At 60.5% G+C, this 20,557-nt stretch carries 18 protein-coding genes; 7 read left to right on the top strand and 11 right to left on the bottom strand.

The window, feature by feature from the left end:
* Positions 1-110: 110 nt before the first annotated feature.
* A complete protein-coding gene (locus HNR03_RS28090; RefSeq protein ID WP_259157325.1) occupies positions 111-407 on the bottom strand; it encodes a hypothetical protein in 297 nt (98 codons plus the stop codon).
* A 434-nt stretch (positions 408-841) separates the two neighbouring features.
* The gene (locus HNR03_RS28085) at positions 842-1,018 is read right to left on the bottom strand and encodes a hypothetical protein (protein ID WP_259157323.1); all 177 of its coding nucleotides are present in this window, start codon (positions 1,016-1,018) and stop codon (positions 842-844) included.
* Positions 1,019-1,251: 233 nt separating this feature from the next.
* Here HNR03_RS28085 and HNR03_RS28080 point away from each other — a divergent pair, with 233 nt between their 5' ends.
* The 3 genes from HNR03_RS28080 to HNR03_RS28070 all read left to right on the top strand — a co-directional run bounded on the left by HNR03_RS28080 (position 1,252) and on the right by HNR03_RS28070 (position 5,071).
* On the top strand, positions 1,252-3,186 hold the full coding sequence (locus tag HNR03_RS28080) for an ATP-dependent DNA helicase RecQ (protein ID WP_259157321.1): 1,935 nt from the start codon (positions 1,252-1,254) through the stop codon (positions 3,184-3,186).
* A 101-nt stretch (positions 3,187-3,287) separates the two neighbouring features.
* Positions 3,288-4,514, top strand: coding sequence for a 3-hydroxyacyl-CoA dehydrogenase (locus tag HNR03_RS28075; RefSeq protein ID WP_259157319.1), 1,227 nt, complete (start codon positions 3,288-3,290; stop codon positions 4,512-4,514).
* A gap of 137 nt (positions 4,515-4,651) precedes the next feature.
* Positions 4,652-5,071 carry a thioesterase family protein gene (locus HNR03_RS28070; RefSeq protein ID WP_259157317.1) on the top strand — a complete coding sequence of 140 codons (420 nt, stop codon included), beginning with the start codon at positions 4,652-4,654 and terminating at the stop codon, positions 5,069-5,071.
* Between the two features lie 68 nt (positions 5,072-5,139).
* On the opposite strand, the gene HNR03_RS28065 is transcribed toward HNR03_RS28070, so the two are convergent.
* The 4 genes from HNR03_RS28065 to HNR03_RS28050 form a co-directional block, all read right to left on the bottom strand.
* Positions 5,140-5,622, bottom strand: a complete 483-nt coding sequence (locus HNR03_RS28065; protein ID WP_259157315.1) for a glycine zipper domain-containing protein — start codon at positions 5,620-5,622, stop codon at positions 5,140-5,142.
* 343 nt (positions 5,623-5,965) lie between these two features.
* The gene (locus tag HNR03_RS28060) at positions 5,966-8,314 is read right to left on the bottom strand and encodes an FdhF/YdeP family oxidoreductase (RefSeq protein ID WP_259157313.1); all 2,349 of its coding nucleotides are present in this window, start codon (positions 8,312-8,314) and stop codon (positions 5,966-5,968) included.
* Entirely contained in the window at positions 8,311-9,150 is an 840-nt protein-coding gene (fdhD, locus tag HNR03_RS28055; protein ID WP_259157311.1) for a formate dehydrogenase accessory sulfurtransferase FdhD, read from the bottom strand. The genes HNR03_RS28060 and fdhD overlap by 4 nt, the downstream gene beginning before the upstream one ends.
* 94 nt (positions 9,151-9,244) lie before the next feature.
* Positions 9,245-10,132 (bottom strand): LysR family transcriptional regulator, encoded by an 888-nt coding sequence (locus tag HNR03_RS28050; protein WP_222589340.1) that lies wholly within the window; start codon positions 10,130-10,132, stop codon positions 9,245-9,247.
* Positions 10,133-10,268: 136 nt separating this feature from the next.
* Between HNR03_RS28050 and lysM the strand changes: the two genes are divergently transcribed.
* Positions 10,269-10,709, top strand: a complete 441-nt coding sequence (gene lysM, locus HNR03_RS28045) for a peptidoglycan-binding protein LysM (RefSeq protein ID WP_222589341.1) — start codon at positions 10,269-10,271, stop codon at positions 10,707-10,709.
* A 126-nt stretch (positions 10,710-10,835) separates the two neighbouring features.
* Here the strand turns inward: lysM and yrfG are convergent, their stop codons facing one another.
* Positions 10,836-11,498: a GMP/IMP nucleotidase gene (gene yrfG / locus HNR03_RS28040; RefSeq protein WP_222589342.1), complete on the bottom strand. Its 663-nt coding sequence runs from the start codon at positions 11,496-11,498 to the stop codon at positions 10,836-10,838.
* A gap of 91 nt (positions 11,499-11,589) precedes the next feature.
* Here yrfG and nudE point away from each other — a divergent pair, with 91 nt between their 5' ends.
* Both nudE and cysQ read left to right on the top strand, forming a co-directional pair.
* Positions 11,590-12,156, top strand: coding sequence for an ADP compounds hydrolase NudE (nudE, locus tag HNR03_RS28035; RefSeq protein WP_208670534.1), 567 nt, complete (start codon positions 11,590-11,592; stop codon positions 12,154-12,156).
* Positions 12,153-12,980: a 3'(2'),5'-bisphosphate nucleotidase CysQ gene (gene cysQ, locus HNR03_RS28030; protein WP_259157307.1), complete on the top strand. Its 828-nt coding sequence runs from the start codon at positions 12,153-12,155 to the stop codon at positions 12,978-12,980. The genes nudE and cysQ overlap by 4 nt, the downstream gene beginning before the upstream one ends.
* A gap of 100 nt (positions 12,981-13,080) precedes the next feature.
* Here cysQ and HNR03_RS28025 read toward each other — a convergent pair whose 3' ends face one another.
* From HNR03_RS28025 to rfbC, 4 genes are all read right to left on the bottom strand, one after another.
* Entirely contained in the window at positions 13,081-13,536 is a 456-nt protein-coding gene (locus tag HNR03_RS28025; RefSeq protein ID WP_259157305.1) for a thioesterase domain-containing protein, read from the bottom strand.
* Between the two features lie 40 nt (positions 13,537-13,576).
* Positions 13,577-14,971 carry a sigma-54 dependent transcriptional regulator gene (locus HNR03_RS28020; protein ID WP_259157303.1) on the bottom strand — a complete coding sequence of 465 codons (1,395 nt, stop codon included), beginning with the start codon at positions 14,969-14,971 and terminating at the stop codon, positions 13,577-13,579.
* A complete protein-coding gene (locus tag HNR03_RS28015) occupies positions 14,968-16,776 on the bottom strand; it encodes an ATP-binding protein (RefSeq protein WP_090176894.1) in 1,809 nt (602 codons plus the stop codon). The genes HNR03_RS28020 and HNR03_RS28015 overlap by 4 nt, the downstream gene beginning before the upstream one ends.
* A gap of 105 nt (positions 16,777-16,881) precedes the next feature.
* Positions 16,882-17,427, bottom strand: a complete 546-nt coding sequence (gene rfbC, locus HNR03_RS28010; protein WP_222589348.1) for a dTDP-4-dehydrorhamnose 3,5-epimerase — start codon at positions 17,425-17,427, stop codon at positions 16,882-16,884.
* Between the two features lie 145 nt (positions 17,428-17,572).
* Between rfbC and HNR03_RS28005 the strand changes: the two genes are divergently transcribed.
* A complete protein-coding gene (locus HNR03_RS28005; RefSeq protein ID WP_259157301.1) occupies positions 17,573-20,485 on the top strand; it encodes an aminotransferase in 2,913 nt (970 codons plus the stop codon).
* Positions 20,486-20,557 lie beyond the last annotated feature (72 nt).

Here is a 20,557-nt window from a genome sequence, read left to right as displayed (position 1 = left end):
CCTCGCTCCGCGAGGGAGTGCAGCCAGGACGCTGTGCGTCCCAAGAGCCGAACGCGGAGCGTCCGTAGAGGCATTCCCACGCGGAGCGTGGGAACGATCTTCACTTGGGGTCAGGCGGGTGCTTTCCAGCCGATCATGCGTTGCTGTGCGACTTGCAGCAGGTCGCAACCGTCCTGGGCCAAGAGGAAGAGCGCGTGAGTGATGTGGGGGATGTCTTCGACGTCGCCGTGTTTGAAGCAAACGCAGTGCAGGGTTTTGAGGAGGTCACTGGAGGCTCGGATGCGCTGGAGGGCAGCTTCGAGGATGTCCTGGGGGTTGGCCTCAGTGTCGATGATCAGGGGGCGGGAATCGGTGAGGTTGGTTTGGAGTGGGCGGTAGCGATCAAAAAGAGGATTTAACGTTGTCACTGAGAAACACCTTAGTTAGTTGGAAATGTGAATTCTCTTTGTCGAGTGACCAAGCCCGAGTCGCTGAACCTTCAACGACACCTGAACTATAGATGCGAGCCACCTGGCAGTTATAGGCGACAAAGCCCCGTCTCTTGTAGGACCGGGACGAAGCTTTGATAGGGCGTTGCCTACGGACTTATCCCCAGCCGCAAATTCTCTCGTTTGTTGTCAGGTGCACCGCGTTATCGTTCATCGCGGGCAAGCCCGGCTCCCACAGGGATTTTTCCTTGGGGCTTAACCTGCGGTGGTTTTCGGCAGGCGTTGCCGGGCGATGTCGAGCAGTTCGTTGCCGTCCTAAAGGGAGCCAGATTTGCAATGGCTACGTATGGCCTCGATTTTGTTGCTGTGGACGGATGTCTGTGAGGGTGCCGTAGCCACTTATCCCGCCGTCGTCAGGATGTGCGCCAAGCCTGTTGCGCCGAACGCTCCGGGGTGTCGCATGTCGCGAGCAATGGAGGCTCTTCGGGAATCCTGTTGCAGCCACTCGACAGCAGGGTTGTCAGGATCAGGGCGGAGGCAAAAAATGTTTTTTGAGGCATGGTCGTTCCTTCTTTAAATGCCGCGCTCATCAGGCGTCCTGCCGTGATGTGAAGTGCGCGAGCGGTGGTTGTGCGAGAAGACCTTAACGCCAGATTGAGCGATGCCGCGAGCTACAAAGTGTTTCGTTTGTTTCATCCTGTGGCGAAGGACATTGGGGCGAGGCTGTATCATCCCGTATCGTTTTGGTCCCCGACCTTTTCTCGACTCGCTGCATCTGCCGGCTACGCTTTGGGCTTCGCAGCGGTCAACGGAGTGACAGCTTATGCACAACACCCTGGAACAGGTTTTCGGTTTTTCACAGTTTCGACCCGGCCAGGAAGCGGCGGTCAGCGCGGTGTTGGCCGGGCGTTCGGCAGCGGCCATTTTCCCCACAGGCTCCGGCAAATCCCTTTGTTATCAGCTGCCCGCGCTGTTGCTGCCGCACTTGACGCTGGTGGTGTCGCCGTTGCTGGCGTTGATGCAGGATCAACTGGCCTTTCTTAAGCGCCACGGCATTGCGGCCGGCAGTATCGATTCGGCCCAGAGTCGCGATGACGCCAGCGATGTGATGGCCCGGGCCAAGTCCGGCGAGCTGAAGATTCTGATGATTTCCGTGGAACGCCTGAAGAACGAGCGCTTCCGCCATTTCCTGCAGCAGGTGCCGATCTCGTTGCTGGTCGTCGACGAGGCGCACTGTATCTCGGAGTGGGGCCATAACTTCCGCCCTGACTACCTGAAACTTCCGGACTATCAGCGCCAGTTCAACATTCCCCAGGCACTGCTGCTGACGGCCACCGCGACGCCCAAGGTGATCGCGGACATGGAGGCCAAATTTTCCATCGCGCCGGAAGACGTGGTGACCACCGGGTTCTATCGGCCGAACCTCAACCTGTTGGTCGAACCTGTCCGCGGCCAGGACAAACGCCGACGTCTGGTCGAATGGATGGGCGAGCGCCCTGACCAGCCCAGCATCGTCTACGTCACCCTGCAGAAAACCGCCGAACACATCGCCGAACACCTGAACCGCAACGGCATACAGGCCGAGGCCTATCATGCTGGATTGCCCCACGAGCAACGCGAAGCCATCCAAAAGCGATTCATGGGCGGGCAGTCCAATTGCATCGTTGCCACCATTGCCTTCGGCATGGGCATCGACAAGAGCGACATTCGTAACGTGGTGCATTTCGATCTGCCCAAATCCATCGAAAACTACAGTCAGGAAATTGGTCGCGCCGGGCGTGATGGCTTGCCGTCCGACTGTCTGGTCTTGGCCAACCGCGACAGCCTCAATGTGTTGGAAAACTTCGTCTACGGCGATACGCCTGAACTGGACGGCATCCGCTGCGTGCTGGATGAGTTGAAATCTGCCGCGCCCGAAGGGCAATGGGAGTTTCTGCTGGGGCCGCTGGGGGATCAGAGCAACATCCGGCAACTGCCGCTTAAAACCTTGTTGGTGCAGCTTGAGCTGCGCCGGATCATTGCCCCGCGTTACGCCTATTACGCCGAATACCGTTTCAAGTACTTACAAGAGCCCGAGGACTTGCTGGCCCGTTTCGAAGGTGAGCGCAAAGACTTTGTCGCAGCGATCATCCAGACCTCCACTCGCGCGCGGACCTGGGCCACGGTGAATTTCGATGCGCTGTACGAGCAGCATCAGGCCGAGCGAAGCCGGGTGGTCAAGGCACTGGATTATTTCCAGGAGAAAGGTTGGGTCGAGCTGGAAAGCAAGCAGATGACCGAGGTCTACAGCCTGCTTGATACAAATGTCGACAGTCAGGCACTGAGCGCCGAACTGCATGCCTGTTTCACCCATCACGAACGCACAGAGATTGCGCGGATTCACGCCATGCTGGATTTGTTCGCCACCGATCATTGCCTGGGCTTTCGCTTGGCCGAGTACTTTGGCGACGACAATGCGCCTCGGCAATGTGGGCACTGTTCGGTCTGTCATGGTCAGGTCGCGCGGTTGCCAGCACCGCCTGAGCTGCCGGCGCTTGTGGATAAAAACTTTGAAGCGCTGTGTGGTGATTTTATCCACAGGCACGAACAGCACACCGGCAATGTGCCATCGGCGGAGCGGGTAACGCGTTTTCTGTGCGGGATCAGCGTGCCGCTGTTTACCAAGCTCAAGGCGCGCTCGATTCCAGGTTTTGCGGCGTTGGAAAATTACCCGTATGCCGAGGTGCGCGGGTGGGCCCAGGCGCATTTACCGGTGTAGATCCATCCGCTGAATGTCGCTCATCACAGGAATAAATTTCAAAACTCGCGGTGGCTGACTATGGTGAGGGCTGTCTTCGGATCGCCAACAAGAGAACAACAATGAGCCAGACACCGTTCAATATTCAGCGCGCCGCCGTGATCGGCGCAGGCACCATGGGCCGTGGCATCGTGATGTGCCTGGCCAACGCCGGGGTGCCGGTGCAGTGGGTCGATAACAATCCACAGATGCTGGAACAGGCGCTGTCCGCCGTAGCGGATACCTACGCCCATAATGTGCGTCAGGGGCGGATCGATCAGGCCGAAGCCGACGCCCGCATTGCCCGGGTCACGGCGGCGGCTGATTATGCGGCGATCCGCGATGTCGACCTGGTTATCGAAGCGGTCTACGAAAATCTGGAGCTCAAGCAAAAGATTTTCCGTGAACTGGACGGCCTGCTTAAGCCCGAAGCCATCCTGGCCAGCAACACGTCGGCGCTGGACATCGACGCCATCGCCGCCGCTACACGCCGTGCGCCCCAGGTCCTGGGCCTGCATTTCTTCAGCCCGGCGCACATCATGAAATTGCTGGAAATCGTCCGAGGTGCCCAGACTTCGCCAGCGGTGCTGGACGCGGCGCTGGAGTTGGGCAAGCGCATGGGCAAGGTGAGTGTGGTGGCGGGTAATTGCGAGGGTTTCATCGGCAATCGGATGCTCAATACCTACGTCCTTGAAGCGCGCAAGATGCTGCTTGAAGGCGCCTACCCTTATCAGGTGGATGCGGCGCTGCAAGGTTTTGGTTTTGCCATGGGGCCGTTTCGCATGTTCGACGTCGTCGGTATCGATCTGGGATGGCGTGCACGGGAACTGGCGGGTCAAGGCCAGGATGCGCCGGAGGTTCAGGTGGATAACCGCTTGTGCGAGCTGGGGCGTTTTGGGCAGAAGAGCGGCGACGGCTATTACCACTACGAACCTGGCAGTCGCCAGGCTGAGCACGATCCGCAAGTCGATGCGCTGGTGCTGGAGGTCAGCGAAAGGCTCGGGTTTCAGCGTCGGGAAATAACACCTGAGGAGATTCTGGAGCGCTGTCTGCTGGCACTGGTCAATGAAGGCGCCAAGATCCTTGAAGAAGGCATCGCCGGCTCGGCCCACGACATCGACCTGGTGTACCTCAACGGTTATGGTTTTCCGGCAGACAAAGGTGGGCCGATGGCTTGGGCGGACCAGCAAGGGCTGACGGATATTCATCAGCGCTTGAGGGCGCTGGAGACCCGACAGGGCGATCACTGGAATCCCGCTCGCTTGATCGGCGAGTTGGAGGCGGTGGGTAAAGGGTTTGCTGATCGGTAGACTCCACGAATACTGATCGTCCCCACGCTCTGCGTGGGAACGCCTCCATGGACGCTTTGCGTCCGCTGTCGGGACGCGGAGCGTCCCAGGCTGCATTCCCACGCAGAGCGTGGGAATGATCCTTAAGGCGAGAACCCATGAATCAACGCACCGACTACCCGCACTTCCAGCCCATCACCACTCGCTGGCATGACAACGACGCCTACGGCCACATCAACAACGTCACCTACTACAGTTTTTTCGACACGGCGGTGAATACCTACCTGATCGAAGTCGGTGGCCTGGATATCCACGACGGCGCGGTGGTGGGTTTTGTGGTGAGTTCGTCTTGCGATTACTTTGCATCTATCGCCTTTCCGGATCGCATCGAGATCGGCCTGCGGGTGGGCAAGCTGGGCAACAGCTCGGTGCAGTACGAACTGGCGGTGTTCAAGGCGGGGGAAGATGACGCCTGCGCGGTCGGGCGCTTCGTGCATGTATTTGTCGATCGTGCTTCGAATCAACCCTTGGCGATTCCTGCCGGTTTGCGCGATGCGCTTGAACGTTTGGTGGTTTGACCGGCAAAAAAAAATCGCAGCCCGTGGGCTGCGATTTTTTCATCTACCGTAAACGAGGCGATCAAGCCTCAGTCGTGATAGCGATGATGCTTGCGGTGGCCGTAAGCATGGCCGCGACCACGATGGTCGTCATCACGGTAATAGCGGCGATCATCATGGCCACGATAGGAACGACGATCATCTTCGTCATTGCTCTGGTTGCCCATGTAGTTACCCAGCGCGCCACCGGCGCCGCCGCCTGCCGCGGAGCCGATCAGGCTGCCGGTGGTGCCGCCCATGCTGCGGCCGACCACGTTACCGCCTGCTGCGCCGAGCGCACCGCCAATGGCGGCTTGGCCACGGCTGCGTTTGTCGGCGCCGACGGCGCTACCACCCGCGCCGCCCAAGGCCGCGCCAATGGTTGAACCTGTATTGCCGCCTAAGGACTGACCGACGACCGAGCCAAGAACCCCGCCCAATGCGCCGCCCACACCTGCTTCGGTGGTGCCTCCGGCAGAAGCGAAGCCACTGACCAGGCCAAGGGACAACAAGAGAATCGAGGAGAACTTCATAGAGGAACCTCAAGGGGATGACGGCGCGATCCTGAGGCTGTGTCATAGTTGTGACAATCGAATTCCGACGAGTAACACGACTTCACCACATTTCTATAAGTTACTGTTTTTTAGTCGGAACTTAAGTGTTTTTCGCTGGTCTTTTACTACTTCGGACAGGCCGTTTCCATGCAGAAACGGCCTTTTTTGTGGGCGATGGAAAAGTATTGGCTTCGAGATCTTCGTTGAATGATTCAGCGCTTTCGCGAGCAAGCCCGCTCCCACAATGACCGAGTTCTTTCAGGAATAATGCGATCACTGTGGGAGCGGGCTTGCTCGCGAAGAGGCCATACCTGCTAGCGCGTCAGGCCGACTTGGCCATGATCAACCCGGTCTCACTCGCCGCCTCCAGGCGGATCGCGACAAACTTCGACGTCGGTGTATGGCTGCCGTCACCGGTGCTTTCCAGGGGCACCAGCGGATTCACTTCCGGATAGTAAGCCGCTGCCTGCCCCGCAGGGATATCAAACGCCAGCAGCGTAAAGCCCTTCACGCGACGCTCACGACCATCGTCCCAGATCGAAACGATGTCCGCCTTCTGCCCTGGCTTGAAGCCCAGGCGAATGATGTCCGCTTCGTTCACAAACAACACGTCACGCTGTCCCTTCACCCCGCGATAACGGTCATCAAGACCATAAATCGTGGTGTTGTACTGATCGTGGGAGCGCATCGATTGCATGATCAGATCCGGCAACACACCCGTGGCGCGCGTGCGTTCGTGAACCAGGTCTTTTGGCAGGACGTTGGGACGGAAGTTGGCCCGGCCCGACGGTGTATTCCACTTGCGCGCACCAGCGCTGTTGCCAAGGTAGAACCCGCCCGGGTTCTTGATCTTCTCGTTGAAGTCGCGAAAGCCCGGAACGGTGTCGGCGATCAAGTCGCGGATGCGGTTGTAATCGGCCACCAGCCAGTTCCAGTCCACCGGTTTGCTGCCCAGGGTCGCGGCGGCGATGCCGGCGATGATCGCTGGCTCCGAACGCATCTGGTTCGACAATGACTGCAATTGGCCGTTGGAGGCGTGGACCATGCTGAATGAGTCTTCAACGGTCACCGCTTGCGGGCCTTCGGTCTGGATGTCGATGTCGGTACGGCCCAGGCACGGCAGGATCAGCGCCTCTTTACCGTGGGTCAAATGACTGCGGTTGAGCTTGGTACTGATCTGCACGGTCAGGTCGCAGTTGCGCAGGGCCTGGAAGGTCCGTGGGCTGTCCGGCGTGGCTTGGGCGAAGTTGCCGCCCAGACCGATGAAGACCTTGGCGCGGCCTTCGGCCATCGCATGAATCGCCTCGACCACGTTGTGGCCGCTTTCACGGGGCACTTTGAACTGGAAGCGTCGTTCCAGGGCATCGAGGAAGGCCGCCGGGGGACGCTCGTTGATGCCCATGGTCCGGTCGCCCTGCACGTTACTGTGACCACGCACCGGGCACAGACCGGCACCCGGCCGGCCAATGTTGCCGCGCAGCAACATCAGGTTGGCGATTTCCTGGATGGTCGCGACCGAGTGGCGGTGCTGGGTGATGCCCATCGCCCAGCACATGATGACGTTCTTGCCCTTGGCATACATGCGCGCCGCTTGTTCGATTTCCACCAGGGGCAGGCCGGATTGCTCGACGATCTGCTCCCAAGGGGTGTCGTCAATGGTGCCCAGGTATTCCAGCACGTTGACGCTGTGTTCATTGAGGAAGTCGTGGTCGAACACCGCAGGCTCACCGGCCTTCTGCGCGTCGCGCTCCCATTGCAGCAGGAACTTGGCCATGCCGCGCATGATCGCCATGTCGCCGCCCAATGCGGGGCGGAAGTAGGCCGTGTTGGTTGGCTTGTCGCTGTTGGTGAGCATTTCGATCGGGTGTTGCGGGTGCTGGAAGCGTTCCAGACCGCGCTCTTTCAGCGGGTTGATGCACACCACCTGCGCACCGCGTTTCACCGCTTCGCGCAGTGGTTCTAGCATCCGTGGGTGGTTGGTGCCAGGGTTCTGGCCCCAGACAAAAATCGCATCCGCATGTTCGAAGTCGTCGAAGGTCACGGTGCCTTTGCCGACGCCAACGCTTTGCGCCAACGCAACACCGCTGGCCTCGTGGCACATGTTCGAGCAGTCGGGAAAATTGTTGGTGCCGTAGGCGCGCACGAACAATTGATAGAGGAACGCCGCTTCGTTGCTGGCACGGCCCGAGGTGTAGAACTCGGCCTCGTGGGGGCTCGACAGGCCCTGCAAATGTTTGGCGATCAGGGAAAATGCAGCATCCCAGCTGATCGGCTTATAACGATCGGTTTCGGCGTCGTAGCTCAGCGGCTCGGTCAAACGGCCCTGATACTCGAGCCAATAGTCACTTTGCTCCAGCAACGAACTCACGCTGTGCTTGGCGAAAAACGCGCCATCGACCCGCCGTTTGGTCGCTTCCCAGTTCACTGCTTTGGCGCCGTTCTCGCAGAACGCCACCATGCCGGCTTCCTTGGAATCGCCCCAAGCGCAGCCGGGGCAATCGAATCCGCCGTTCTTGTTGGTCTTGAGCATCATGCGCAGGTTTTTCAACGCGTTGTCGCTGGTCAGCCAGGCCCGGGCAACGCTGGCCAGTGCGCCCCAGCCACCGGCGGGGCCTTTATAGGGTTTGTAACGTGGAACGGGTTTCTGGTCGGCTTGTTGGTGTTGGCTCACGCTTGATTCTCCGAAGCCGGGCTGTAGACCCGTGGCGCATTCTTTTGTGGCAAATGGATGAGATTGAGGTTGTGGCGACGGGCCCATTGCACGGCAAGGCCGGTAGGTGACGACAGGCTGACCAGGGTCTGGATACCGGCGCGCAATACTTTCTGGATCAGTTCGAGGCTGCAACGGCTGGTGACAATCGCCAGGCCGCCCGTGGTCGGGATCTTCTGACGGATCAGCCCGCCAATCAGTTTGTCGAGGGCGTTGTGCCGGCCGATGTCTTCACGGCCCAGCAGCAATTCGCCCTGACCGTTCATGAAGACCGCCGCATGCACCGCGCCGCAATGCTGGCCGAGCGGCTGGAAGGCGCCGATGCGCTGGCGCAAGCCATCGAGCCATTCGGCGGGTGGCAACGGCGCACCCGGCAACACCTTGAGGTCCGGCAATGCCTGTTCGACCGCTTCCACTCCGCAGAGCCCACAGCCGCTGGTGCCGGCCAGTTGCCGACGCTGTTGCTTGAGGTTCCAGAACGCACGATTGGCGATGGTCACTTGCGCGTATTGCGCCGAGCCCGAGCCGCTGAGCTGCAAGTCGTAGATGTCAGTGGCGTCTTCGATGATGCCGCTGCCGAGGCTAAAACCGACGATGAAGTCTTCAAGGTCGGTCGGCGTCACCAGCATTACCGCCTGGCTGATGCCGTTATAGGCGATCGCCAACGCCACTTCCTCGGCCAACGCGGTGCTGGCGGATTCGGTGTATTGAAGGTCGCTGTAGGTGTACGTCTGGCTAGCGGCGGGCGCGGGCGTTTCAAGGGCGGGCGCCGCGCAGACAGGGCGCTTGGCGTTCATGGGGCATCACCGACGGTTTGATCAGCTTTAAGCCTAGGCGCGTCAATAGGTCGCGTCTAATCGCTATTACTGATCTACCGATAGATGACGTCGATCAAGAGTCTGTCCGCGATTTCTGATACAGCGCAAAACAGGCTTCCGCCAACGCCGAACGCGGGGCACTGCGGCGCATGATCAGCCCAAGCCGGGCAAGGGTTTGCGCGTTTTCGATGGGTTGCAGGCGCAAATGATCGGTGAGGTTTTCGAGACCAGCGTCCAACGGCATCACCGCGCAACAGAAGCCGCCGTGCACCGCTTGTAACAACTGGTGGACGGCATCGGTTTGCAATAACGGTTGCGGCACCAGGCCACGGCTGTGGAAGTTATGGTCGATGGACTGGCGAAAATGCATGCCGCTGGTGAGCATGCCCAAGGGCAGCTCGATCAACGACTCCCAACTCAGCGGTGCCTCGCCGAAGCTGAAGAAGCGCTGATCGTATAGCAGCCCCATGTGGGTTTCGCTGAAAGCCACTGAGTCGAAACGCTCACCGTCCAGGCGTTCCAGGTACGATACGGCAAGGTCGATGCGGTTATTCGACAGTTGTTCGAGGATCTGTTCGGAACTCAGGGACGAGAGTTCAAAGCGCAGGTTCGGGTGTTGGGTGTGTAGCCGTTGCATTAACGCCAGCGGATCGAAACTCGACAGCGGCACCACGCCCAGTCGCAACGTACCCACCAGATTGCCGCGACACGCAGCGGCTTCGGCCTGCAAACCGTCGTAAGCCGCCAGCACGGTGCGGGCCCACGCCAGCACTCGCTCGCCCGGCGCGGTGAAACCTTCGAAGCGCTGGCCGCGATTGACCAACGGCAAGTCGAGCTCTTCTTCAAGGCTGCGCAGACGCATGGACAGGGTCGGTTGAGTGATGTGGCAGCGCGCGGCGGCCTGGCCGAAGTGGCGGGTTTCGTCGAGGGCGATGAGGAATTTCAGCTGCTTGATGTCCATCTTCGCTCCAGGGCGCGGGAAGGACTGGATTCTAGCGCCTGGGTGCAACCGGCGTCATTGGTCGGGTGGGAACCGTGTGTTGCAGCCTTGGTCTAGTCTTTTGCGTCTGGAACCCAAAACCCAAGGAGAGTGCACCATGAGTATTTTTAGCTTTGTGAAAGAAGCAGGCGAAAAACTTATCGATCTACTGACACCGGGCAATGCCAATGCCAGTGAGCAATTGAAGGAACACATCAGCAAGGTCGGCCTGGGTAACCCGAATGTGCAGGCTACGGTGGACGGCGACAAAGTCACGGTCACCGGTGAAGTTGGCAGTCAGGAAGAGAAGGAAAAGATTCTGCTGGCGGTGGGCAATATCGCCGGTGTTGGCAGCGTCGACGATCAGATTACCGTGACCGGGCCGGTGGTTGTGGCCGCAAAGTTTGTCACCGTCGTGAAGGGCGACACCCTCAGCGCTATTTCCTTGCGCGTGTATGGCGATGCCAACAAGTACAACAAAATCTTTGAGGCCAACAAGCCGATGCTCAAGGATGTGAACAAGATCTATCCTGGGCAGTCGTTGCGGATTCCCGAGTAAGCCTCAAGACCGTGTGATGGCCTTCGCGAGCAAGCCCGCTCCCACAGGTTTTGTGTTGGTCACGATGTATGTGTACGACACAAGTCCTGTGGGAGCGGGCTTGCTCGCGAAGCAGGCGACCCAGTCTCAGAGCCCTGTAATCAGCTCCCGATAATCCCCAACCGCCGCAAACTCCGCCGTGTCTTTCGGCCCTTTGCGGCTGTCCGGCTCGCTCACCGCCAACAGATGCGCCACGCCAAAGCCGCGTGCGCTGCGCAGTATCGGCAACGTATCGTCGATAAACAGACTGCGCGCCGGATCGAAGTCGATATCGGCCTGCAACGCTTCCCAGAATTGCGGATGCTCCTTGGGAAAACCGTAGTCATGCGAGCTGATCAACCGCTCGAAGTACGGCGCCAGCTCAATCCGTTCCAGCTTCAATGACAGCGAGTCCCGGTGCGCATTGGTGATCATCACCACACGCTTGCCGGCCTTTTTGATTGCCGCCAGAAACGTATCCGCGTCCGGGCGCAAGGCAATGAGATGCGCGGTCTCCAGTTTCAATTCACGCACTGGCAACTTCAGTTCAGCGCTCCAGAAATCCAGGCAGTACCACTGCAACTGGCCAGCATTGCGTTCGAACAGCGGCTGTAATTCCATCTCGGCCATGGCCCGGCTTACCCCGTGCAGCTCGGCGTAGCGCTGTGGCAGGTGTTCCATCCAGAAATGGTTGTCGTAGTGCAGGTCCAGCAGCGTGCCGTCCATATCCAGCAGAACGGTGTCGATGTCGCGCCAGGGCAGCAGGGACATAAAAAACTTCTCCAGACGGTAAAAAAGATATCCGAGGTCAACAATCAGGATAGGCCGGGTATAGTAACCCGCTTACGCCAAGGAGCCTTTCATGCGCCAGAAACCCACCGTACTCGCTCGCGAGATCGTCGCCACCAGCCGTTTATTCTGTGTCGAGGAGCTCAAGCTGCGCTTTTCCAATGGCGTGGAGCGCACCTACGAGCGTTTGGTCGGCAAGGGCGCGGGGTATGGCGCGGTGATGATCGTGGCGATGCTCGACGCCGATCACGCCGTTTTGGTCGAAGAGTATTGCGGTGGCACCGATGAATACGAGCTGTCCTTGCCTAAAGGCTTGATCGAGCCGGGCGAAGACGTGCTGGCGGCGGCCGAGCGCGAGCTCAAGGAAGAGGCCGGGTATGGCGCGCGGCAGCTGGAGCATCTGACCGAGCTTTCGCTGTCACCCGGTTACATGAGCCAGAAAATCCAGGTGGTGCTCGCCACCGATCTGTACGAAGAGCGCCTTGAGGGCGACGAGCCCGAGCCGATGGGTGTGGACAAGATCAACCTGCGTGAATTGTCGTCCCTGGCGCAGAACCCACGATTCACGGAGGGTCGGGCCTTGGCGGCGCTGTACCTGACCCGTGACCTGTTGACCCAGCGCGGGGTATTTCTGCCATGAATTTTCCGCATCCATTGATGGCGCCGGTCATTGAACTGGCATTGAAGGCTGGCGAAGCGATCCTGCCGTTCTGGCGCACGGGGACTGCCGTGACGGCCAAGTCTGACAACTCGCCGGTGACTGCCGCGGACCTGGCGGCTCATCACCTGATCCTCGCCGGGCTGACCGCGCTGGACCCAAGCATTCCCGTGCTGTCCGAAGAAGACGCCAACATTCCCCTGAGCGTGCGTGCCGGGTGGCAGCGCTGGTGGCTGGTCGATCCGCTGGACGGCACCAAGGAGTTCATTTCCGGCAGTGAAGAGTTCACCGTCAACATTGCCCTGATCGAGCAAGGTCGGGTGGTGTTCGGCGTGGTGTCGATGCCGACCAATGGGCGCTTTTACGTCGGTGGCGCCGGTTTGGGCGCCTGGCGTGGCGATAAAGATGCTGAGCCGCTGCCGATTCAGGTTCGCGAAGTGCTGGCGGCGGGTGAAGCCTTTACCGTGGTCGCCAGTCGCCGTCATTCAAGTCCGGAGCAAGAGCGCTTGCTTGCCGGGTTGAGCGACAGCCTGGGTGAGTTGCAACTGGCCAATATCGGCAGTTCGCTGAAGTTTTGCCTGTTGGCGGAAGGGGCGGCGGATTGTTATCCGCGACTGGCGCCGACTTCGCAATGGGACACGGCTGCCGCTCAAGGGGTCTTGGAAGGGGCGGGCGGTGAGGTGCTGGATCTGAGCGGCGCGCCGTTCTGTTATCCGGCGCGGGAATCGTTGCTGAATGAGTTCTTTTTGGCGCTGCCGGCCAAAGCTGCCTGGCGCGAAAAATTGTTGGAGTTGGCGCGTAGTTAAGATCGTTCCCACGCTCTGCGTGGGAATGCAGCCCGTGACGCTCCGCGTCACTGGACGCAGAGCGTCCCTTGAGGCGTTACCACGCAGAGCGTGGGAACGATCATTTGTGAAGGACGTACTGCCCGGTAAACGTCACGGCATCTTCATCACTGTCCGCATTGACGATCCGCGAATGCAGCGTCAATCGCGCCCGTCCATAACGCTGATACATTGCCAGAAACTTCTTCCACACTGCCGCGCTCGGTGCCTGGCAAATCGCCGTTGCGTCCATGGTCACCGGCAATGGGTAGGCGATTTGCCCTTCCTGAATCACGATGTGCCCGTCCTTGATCCCTTCTTCATGCAACCGCAAATGCAGCCAGCCCCAACCCGCCAACACGGCGCCGCAATACAGGCTGCCGCCAAACATGGTGCTTTTGTGGTTGACGTTGGCGTCCAGCGGCAAGTACAGGCGCAATTGCTGATCGTGCCAGTCGAGCACTTTGATGCCCATGGCCCGCGTCAGGGGAATGTCGTGATGGAGAACTGATTCCAGGTGACGACTGTCGCGGCTCATGCATTGATCTCTTGTTTGAAAATGATGATTGGACGGTAGCTCAATCGAGTTCGTCGGTGTGGCTGCTGGCGCCACCGTCGGCGAAATTCAGGCCATGCTTGCGCAGTTTGTCGTGCAAGGTTTTGCGCGGAATGCCGAGTGCTTCGGCAAGGCTGCGCACCGAGCTGTGAGAACGCGCCAGTTCGGCGGCGATCAGGCTCTTCTCGAAGCTTTCCACTTGCTCGCTCAGACCGCCACTGACCACGTCGACCGTCATGCCGGTCGCGCCCTGCGGTGCGTTGTTATCCAGCGCCAGCTCCAGGCCCAGGGCAAAACGTTCGGCGGCGTTTTGCAGTTCGCGTACGTTGCCGGGCCAACTATGGCGCAGCAGCAGGGCGCGTTGCCCCGGTTGCAGTTCGTGGGGTGGCAAGCCGTGGCGGGCGCTGGCTTCGTCGGCAAAGTGCTGGAACAGCATCAGCGCATCTTCACCGCGCTCGCGCAGTGGCGGAATACGCAGCGGCGCGACGTTCAGGCGGTAATACAAGTCGGCGCGGAAGCGTCCCTGATCGGCGGCCTGGCGCAGGTCTTCCTTGGTCGCGGCGATGATGCGGATGTCCAGCGGGATCAACTGATTGCCGCCCAGACGTTCGACGACTCGCTCTTGCAGCAAGCGCAGCAACTTCACTTGCACATCGAGGCTCATGCTTTCGATTTCATCGAGAAACAGCGTGCCGCCATTGGCGAATTCGAACTTGCCGATGCGGCGTTTCTGCGCGCCGGTGAACGCACCAGGCTCATGCCCGAACAGTTCGCTTTCCACCACCGATTCGGCCAGTGCCCCGGCATTGATCGCGACAAACGGACCGCTACGGCGGCTCGACAAATCGTGCAGCGCCCGGGCGACGACTTCTTTACCGGCACCGGTTTCACCGAGGATCAACACGTCAGCCTTGGTCGCCGCCAGTGCCCCGATCTGTTCGCGCAGGCGCAGCATCGGCGCCGATTGCCCGACCAGTCGGGTGCTCAGTTCATTGCGGTCGCTGAGGGCCAGGCGCAGGCTGCGGTTATCCAGCACCAGACGACGCAGGGCCAATGCGCGGCGCACGCTGTCGAGCAGGGCATCGCTGGCGAAGGGTTTTTCGAGGAAGTCATAAGCGCCAGCGCGCATCGCTTGCACCGCCAGCGGCACATCGCCGTGGCCGGTGATCAGCAGCACCGGCAGCTCCGGGTCTTGGGCATGCAGCTCGCTCAGCAGTTCGAGACCGTCCATGCCGGGCATGCGGATGTCACTGACCACCACGCCCGGCCAGTCGCGCTCCAGTTGAGCGGCCAGGCCTTTGGCTTCGGCGAGCGGGAGAATTTTCAGGCCCGCCAGATCCAGCGTCTGGCTCAAGGCCTGACGCAGATGGGGATCGTCGTCGATCAACACGACCTGGACGCGGTTATCGATGGTCATGCACTTCGGTCCTCGGACGGTTGCAGGCTCACGCCCGGTGCGCCGGCGCGCAGCTTCAGGGTAATCAGGGCGCCACCTTCCTTGTGATTGGCGAACGACAGTTCACCACCGAAGGCGCGCATCAGGGTTTCGCAAATCGCCAGACCCAGGCCAAGGCCCTGCGTGCGGGTCTTGGTGGTGTAAAACGGTTCGCTGGCGCGGCCAAGGGCTTCCATGCAAAAGCCGGGGCCGTTGTCGCGAATGTACAAAGTGACGCCGTCCGCAGTGGATTGGGCACTCAACCAGAGTTTACGCGGCGGGCCTTTTTCGGTCAGCGCGTCCAGTGCGTTGGCCAGCAAGTTGCCGAGCACCTGGCGCAGACGGGTCTCCCCAGCCTCGACCCACAATGTGGCGGCAGGCAGATCGCGGATCAGCTCGACTTCCATGCTGCGCCGGCGCTTGGCCAGTAACGCCAGGGCATCGTCCAGCGCCGGTTGTAGCGCCACGCTTTCCGGCGCATGGCGATCGCGTCGGGCGAAGGCGCGCAGATGAGCGATGATCGAGGCCATGCGGCCGGTCAGTTCGCTGATCAACTTGAGGTTGCCGCGCGCATCGTCGGTGCGTTGATGATCGAGCAGCACTTCGGCGTTTTCCGCGTAGCTGCGGATTGCCGCCAGCGGCTGGTTCAATTCGTGGCTGATGCTCGCCGACATCGTCCCCAACGCCGACAGCTTGCCGGCCTGGACCAGATCATCCTGAGCGCGCACCAACTCTTGCTGGGCGTGCTCGCGTTCCAGCACTTCCTGTTTCAGGCGCCGGTTGAGGCCTTCCAGGTCGCTGGTCCGTTCGGCGACCCGGCCTTCCAGCTCGCGTCGGGCCTTGGCTTCGAAAGCGATACGTTCAAGGTAGTGGCGGCGCCGTTGCATCATCAGGCCGAGCAGCAACATCAACACCAACAGCGTCGCACCGCCAATGGCGACAACCGTTCGGACCGGGCGGTCGATCAAGGTACGCGGGGCGAGGATGCTGACGTTCCAGCCGGTTTCGGCGATCTGTTGCGTCTGTGTCAGCCAGGCGTTGGGATTGAGCGTCAAGGGTTTCGGGTCGCGGGTCGGGTACGGTTGAATCGCGGTGATCGCTTTGCTTTCTGTTTCGTTCAAAGGGCGGGTCGAGCGGAATCGCCATTCAGGGCGCGAGGTGAGAATGACCACGCCATTCTGGTCGGTCAGGAGCAATTGTTCCGGGGTTTTGCCCCACAGGCTTTCGGTGTGGTCCAGGTCGACCTTGACCACCAGCACGCCGACGATTTTCTCGCCGTTACGTACGGCGGCGGCGAAGAAATAGCCGCGTTTGGCCGACGTTGTGCCCAAGCCGAAAAAGCGCCCGAGCCGCCCGGCCATGGCTTCGCTGAAATACGGCCGAAAGGCAAAATTACGCCCGACGAAGCTGTCGTGCTTGTCCCAATTGGACGCCGCGAGGGTCTTGCCGGTGGTGTCCATCAGGTACATGACTTCGGCGCCGGTCTGGGCGCTGATGTTTTTCAGCAGGCGATTGGCATTGCCTTGCGTGACGCTGTCGTCCGGCGCCCCGAGCACCGCTCGCAAGGCCGGCAGATCACCGAGAATCTGTGGCAACACTTCATAACGGTGCAGCGTGCCCAACAGGTTGGCGACGTACAGGTCGAGGGTCTGACGGTTCTGTCCGGCCAGTTCGCTGCGGTAATAACGCTCGGCCAGATGTTCCAGCGGCCACAGCAACGGCGCCAGGCACAGCGCAAGCAGTGCGAGGCTACGCCAGCGGGGTCTGCGGGGGAGGGTCGGAGTCATGAGCATCGGGCGCCTGTGGGTACAGGCGCATTATGCCTAGGCTTGACGGCGCAGTCTGCGCAGCTTGGGCCAAGTCGTTCTTGTGGCGAAGGTTCAGACCGGATTTCAGGAAAAGACGTCGGCGTCCTTGAAGAAAGCGGCGTTCTGATCCTTGCCGGACAACTGCGGGGCTTCGTCCAGTTGCCAATCGATGGCCAGGTCCGGGTCGTCCCAACGGATGCTGCGCTCGGCCGACGGGGTGTAGTAATCGGTGGTTTTGTAGAGGAATTCGGCAAAATCGCTCAGCACCACAAAGCCGTGGGCGAAACCTTCCGGGATCCAAAGTTGGCGATGGTTGTCAGCGGACAAACGCACGGCAACCCATTTGCCAAAATGCGGCGAGCTGCGACGAATATCCACCGCCACATCCAGCACTTCACCGGCCGTAACGCGGACCAGTTTGCCCTGGGTGTTTTCCAGTTGGTAATGCAGACCGCGAAGTACGCCTTTCTGCGAGCGGGAGTGGTTGTCCTGAACGAAGGTTGGGCTCAGGCCAGTGGCGTCTTCAAAAGCTTTGGCGTTGAAGCTTTCGTAGAAGAAGCCGCGATCGTCACCAAATACCTTGGGTTCGATGATCAGAACACCGGGGAGGTCGGTGGTGACTACATTCATGGTGTTTCTCCAGCAATGGCGTTGATGCTCGGCATTCTCCCGCAAAGTGTAAACCAGCGCGAGAGGGCACTGCATTTAAAGGGGGTTGCGTAACGCCTCAAGCAGTGGCGATATAAGCGCCTAATAACATTTAAGGGGTCGTTGTATGCCGCTCGCCACGTTGATTCACCGCGCCAGTTTGCCCAGCCCGCAAGTGACTGCGGAGCAAGCGCTAGAGCTGCTGGAGGGGCATTACGGGTTGAGCGGCAGGTTGCAGGCCCTGGGCAGTCAGCAGGACCTCAACTTTCGGTTCGACAGTGACCAGGGGCGTTTTGTTCTCAAGATCTGCCGTGGCGACTACTCGGCGCTGGAGCTGCAAGCCCAGCATGCCGGTCTCAAGCATTTGGGTGAGAAGTCCAATGTTCACGTTCCGCGAGTGATCCCCGCGAAAAATGGCGCTGACCTGCTTACGCTGGACGTCGGTGGCCAGGCGGTGCACGTGCGCCTGCTCGATTACATCGAAGGCCAGTCGCTCACACACCTTGATCACCTGCCCGGTGCTGTGGTGGCCGGTTTTGGTCGACTCTGCGGTGAAATGGACCTGGCGTTGGCGGCCTTCGAGCATCCGGGCCTTGAGCGCACCCTTCAATGGGATGCCCGCCACGCCAACGCGTTGATCGGTCATTTGTTGCCCGTGATCAAGGATGACGCGCAGCGCCGGTTGATCGCCGATGCGGCCGAGTTGGCCCAGCGCCATTTGCAGCCGCTGGTGAACACGCTGCCGGTGCAGGCCATTCACATGGACATCACCGATGACAACGTGGTCTGGCAGCGGGATGCGCAACGCCAGTGGCAATTGCAGGGTGTAATCGATTTCGGCGATTTGATTCGCACTTGGCGCATTACCGATTTATCGGTGACGTGCGCGGCGTTGCTGCACCACGCCGATGGCGACCCGTTTTATATCTTGCCGGCGGTTCAGGCTTATCACGCAGTCAATCCGCTCACGCGTGAGGAACTGCAGGCGCTCTGGCCATTGATCGTTGCGCGTGCGGCGGTGCTAGTGCTCAGTGGCGAGCAGCAGGTCAGTATTGATCCGGGCAATGATTACAGTCGCGACAACCTGACCCATGAGTGGGAGATCTTCCGGGTGGCCATGTCGGTTCCGCTGGAATTGATGGAAGCGGCGATTCTGACGTGCGTTGGCCAGGCATTGCCGAGCATCGGTAGCGAAGGCTTTGCGCCGTTGCTGCCAAGCCTGGTAGGGCGCGAGTTTGCCTTGATCGATCTCGGTGTCCTCAGTCCGCACTTCGAGGCCGGTAACTGGGAGCAGGAAGGGATTGATCAGCGTTTGTTGACCGAGGCTGCGGTGGCCCATGGCCTGGCGGCCAGTCGTTATGGTCAGTATCGGCTGTCCCGTACACGGCCCGATAGCTCGACCGAGCCCGAAACGTGTCCGCTGCACGTGGAGTTGCGAGTGCCGCATGGCACGGCTGTCGAATCGCCGTTTGCCGGCGTGGTCCATCAATCGGCAGCAGGTGTGCTGCAACTCGACGGCCCGCAACTGAGTTTACGCTTGTGGGGCGTGACCCCGTCGCTGCACAGCGGCGCGGCGCTGGTCAAAGGCCAGGTGCTGGGTTCGGTCAGCGGACCGTTGATCGTGCAATTGAGTCGAGGCGCTTCGTTGAATGCGCCGCTGTTTTGCACGCCATCTCGCGCCTTGGCCTGGCAAGCGTTGTGCCCATCACCGGCGGCGCTGCTGGGGCTGGCGTGTGACGCCGAAGAAGAACTGGATTCGCAAACGTTGCTGGCCCGCCGCGACGCCAGTTTTGCCCGCACCCAGAAACACTATTACGTCGACCCGCCACGCATCGAGCGCGGCTGGCGCAATCACCTGATCGACATGCAGGGCCGCTCCTACCTCGACATGCTCAACAACGTCGCGGTGCTGGGTCACGGTCATCCGCGCATGGCCGCGGTGGCCAGTCGTCAGTGGTCGCTGCTCAACACCAACTCGCGCTTTAACTACGCCGCGGTCGCCGAGTTTTCCGAGCGCCTGCTGAAGTTGTCGCCGGATGGCATGGACCGGGTGTTCCTGGTCAACAGCGGCAGCGAGGCCAATGACCTGGCGATCCGCCTGGCGTGGGCCTACAGCGGCGGTCGCGACATGCTCAGCGTGCTGGAGGCCTACCACGGCTGGACCGTGGGCGCGGACGCCGTCTCGACCTCGATTGCCGATAACCCCAAAGCCTTGAGCAGCCGTCCCGATTGGGTGCATCCGGTGACCGCACCGAACACCTATCGCGGTGAATTCCGTGGGCCGGACAGCGCCCCGGACTACGTGCGCAGCGTCGAACACAACCTGGCGAAAATCGCCGAGCAGAAACGCCAGTTGGCCGGTTTCATCTGCGAACCGGTGTACGGCAATGCCGGCGGGATCTCGCTGCCGCCGGGTTATCTGAAACAGGTCTATGCAATGGTGCGCGCCCGAGGCGGCGTGTGTATTGCGGACGAAGTGCAGGTCGGTTACGGCCGCATGGGCCATTTCTTCTGGGGCTTCGAAGAGCAAGGCGTGGTGCCGGACATCATTACCATGGCCAAAGGCATGGGCAACGGCCAGCCATTGGGTGCGGTGATCACCCGCCGGGAAATCGCCGAGGCGCTGGAGGCCGAGGGCTACTTCTTCTCGTCGGCCGGCGGCAGCCCGGTCAGTTGCCAGATCGGCATGGCAGTGCTGGATGTAATGGAAGAAGAAAAGCTCTGGGAAAACGCCCAGGTGGTGGGCGGGTATTTCAAGGAGCGGCTTGAGGCGTTGATCGATATTCATCCGCTGGTGGGCGCGGTGCATGGTTCTGGCTTCTACCTGGGCGTGGAGCTGATCCGCAATCGCGAAACCCTGGAGCCGGCGACCGAAGAAACCACAGCGCTGTGTGATCGTCTGCGCGAATTGGGGATTTTCATGCAGCCGACGGGGGATTACCTGAACGTGCTCAAGATCAAACCGCCGATGGTGACCTCGCGCCAGAGCGTGGATTTCTTTGTCGACACCCTGTCGAAGGTGCTCGCCGAAGGCCTGTAAACACATTGATCGTTCCCACGCTCCGCGTGGGAATGCCTCACTGGACGCTCCGCGTCCGCTCTTGGGACGCGG

The organism is Pseudomonas sp. JAI111, assembly GCF_024809425.1.
GTDB lineage: Bacteria > Pseudomonadota > Gammaproteobacteria > Pseudomonadales > Pseudomonadaceae > Aquipseudomonas.
The sequence above is the reverse complement of the archived record's forward strand: the minus strand, read 5'-3'. Positions and strand labels throughout refer to the sequence as shown.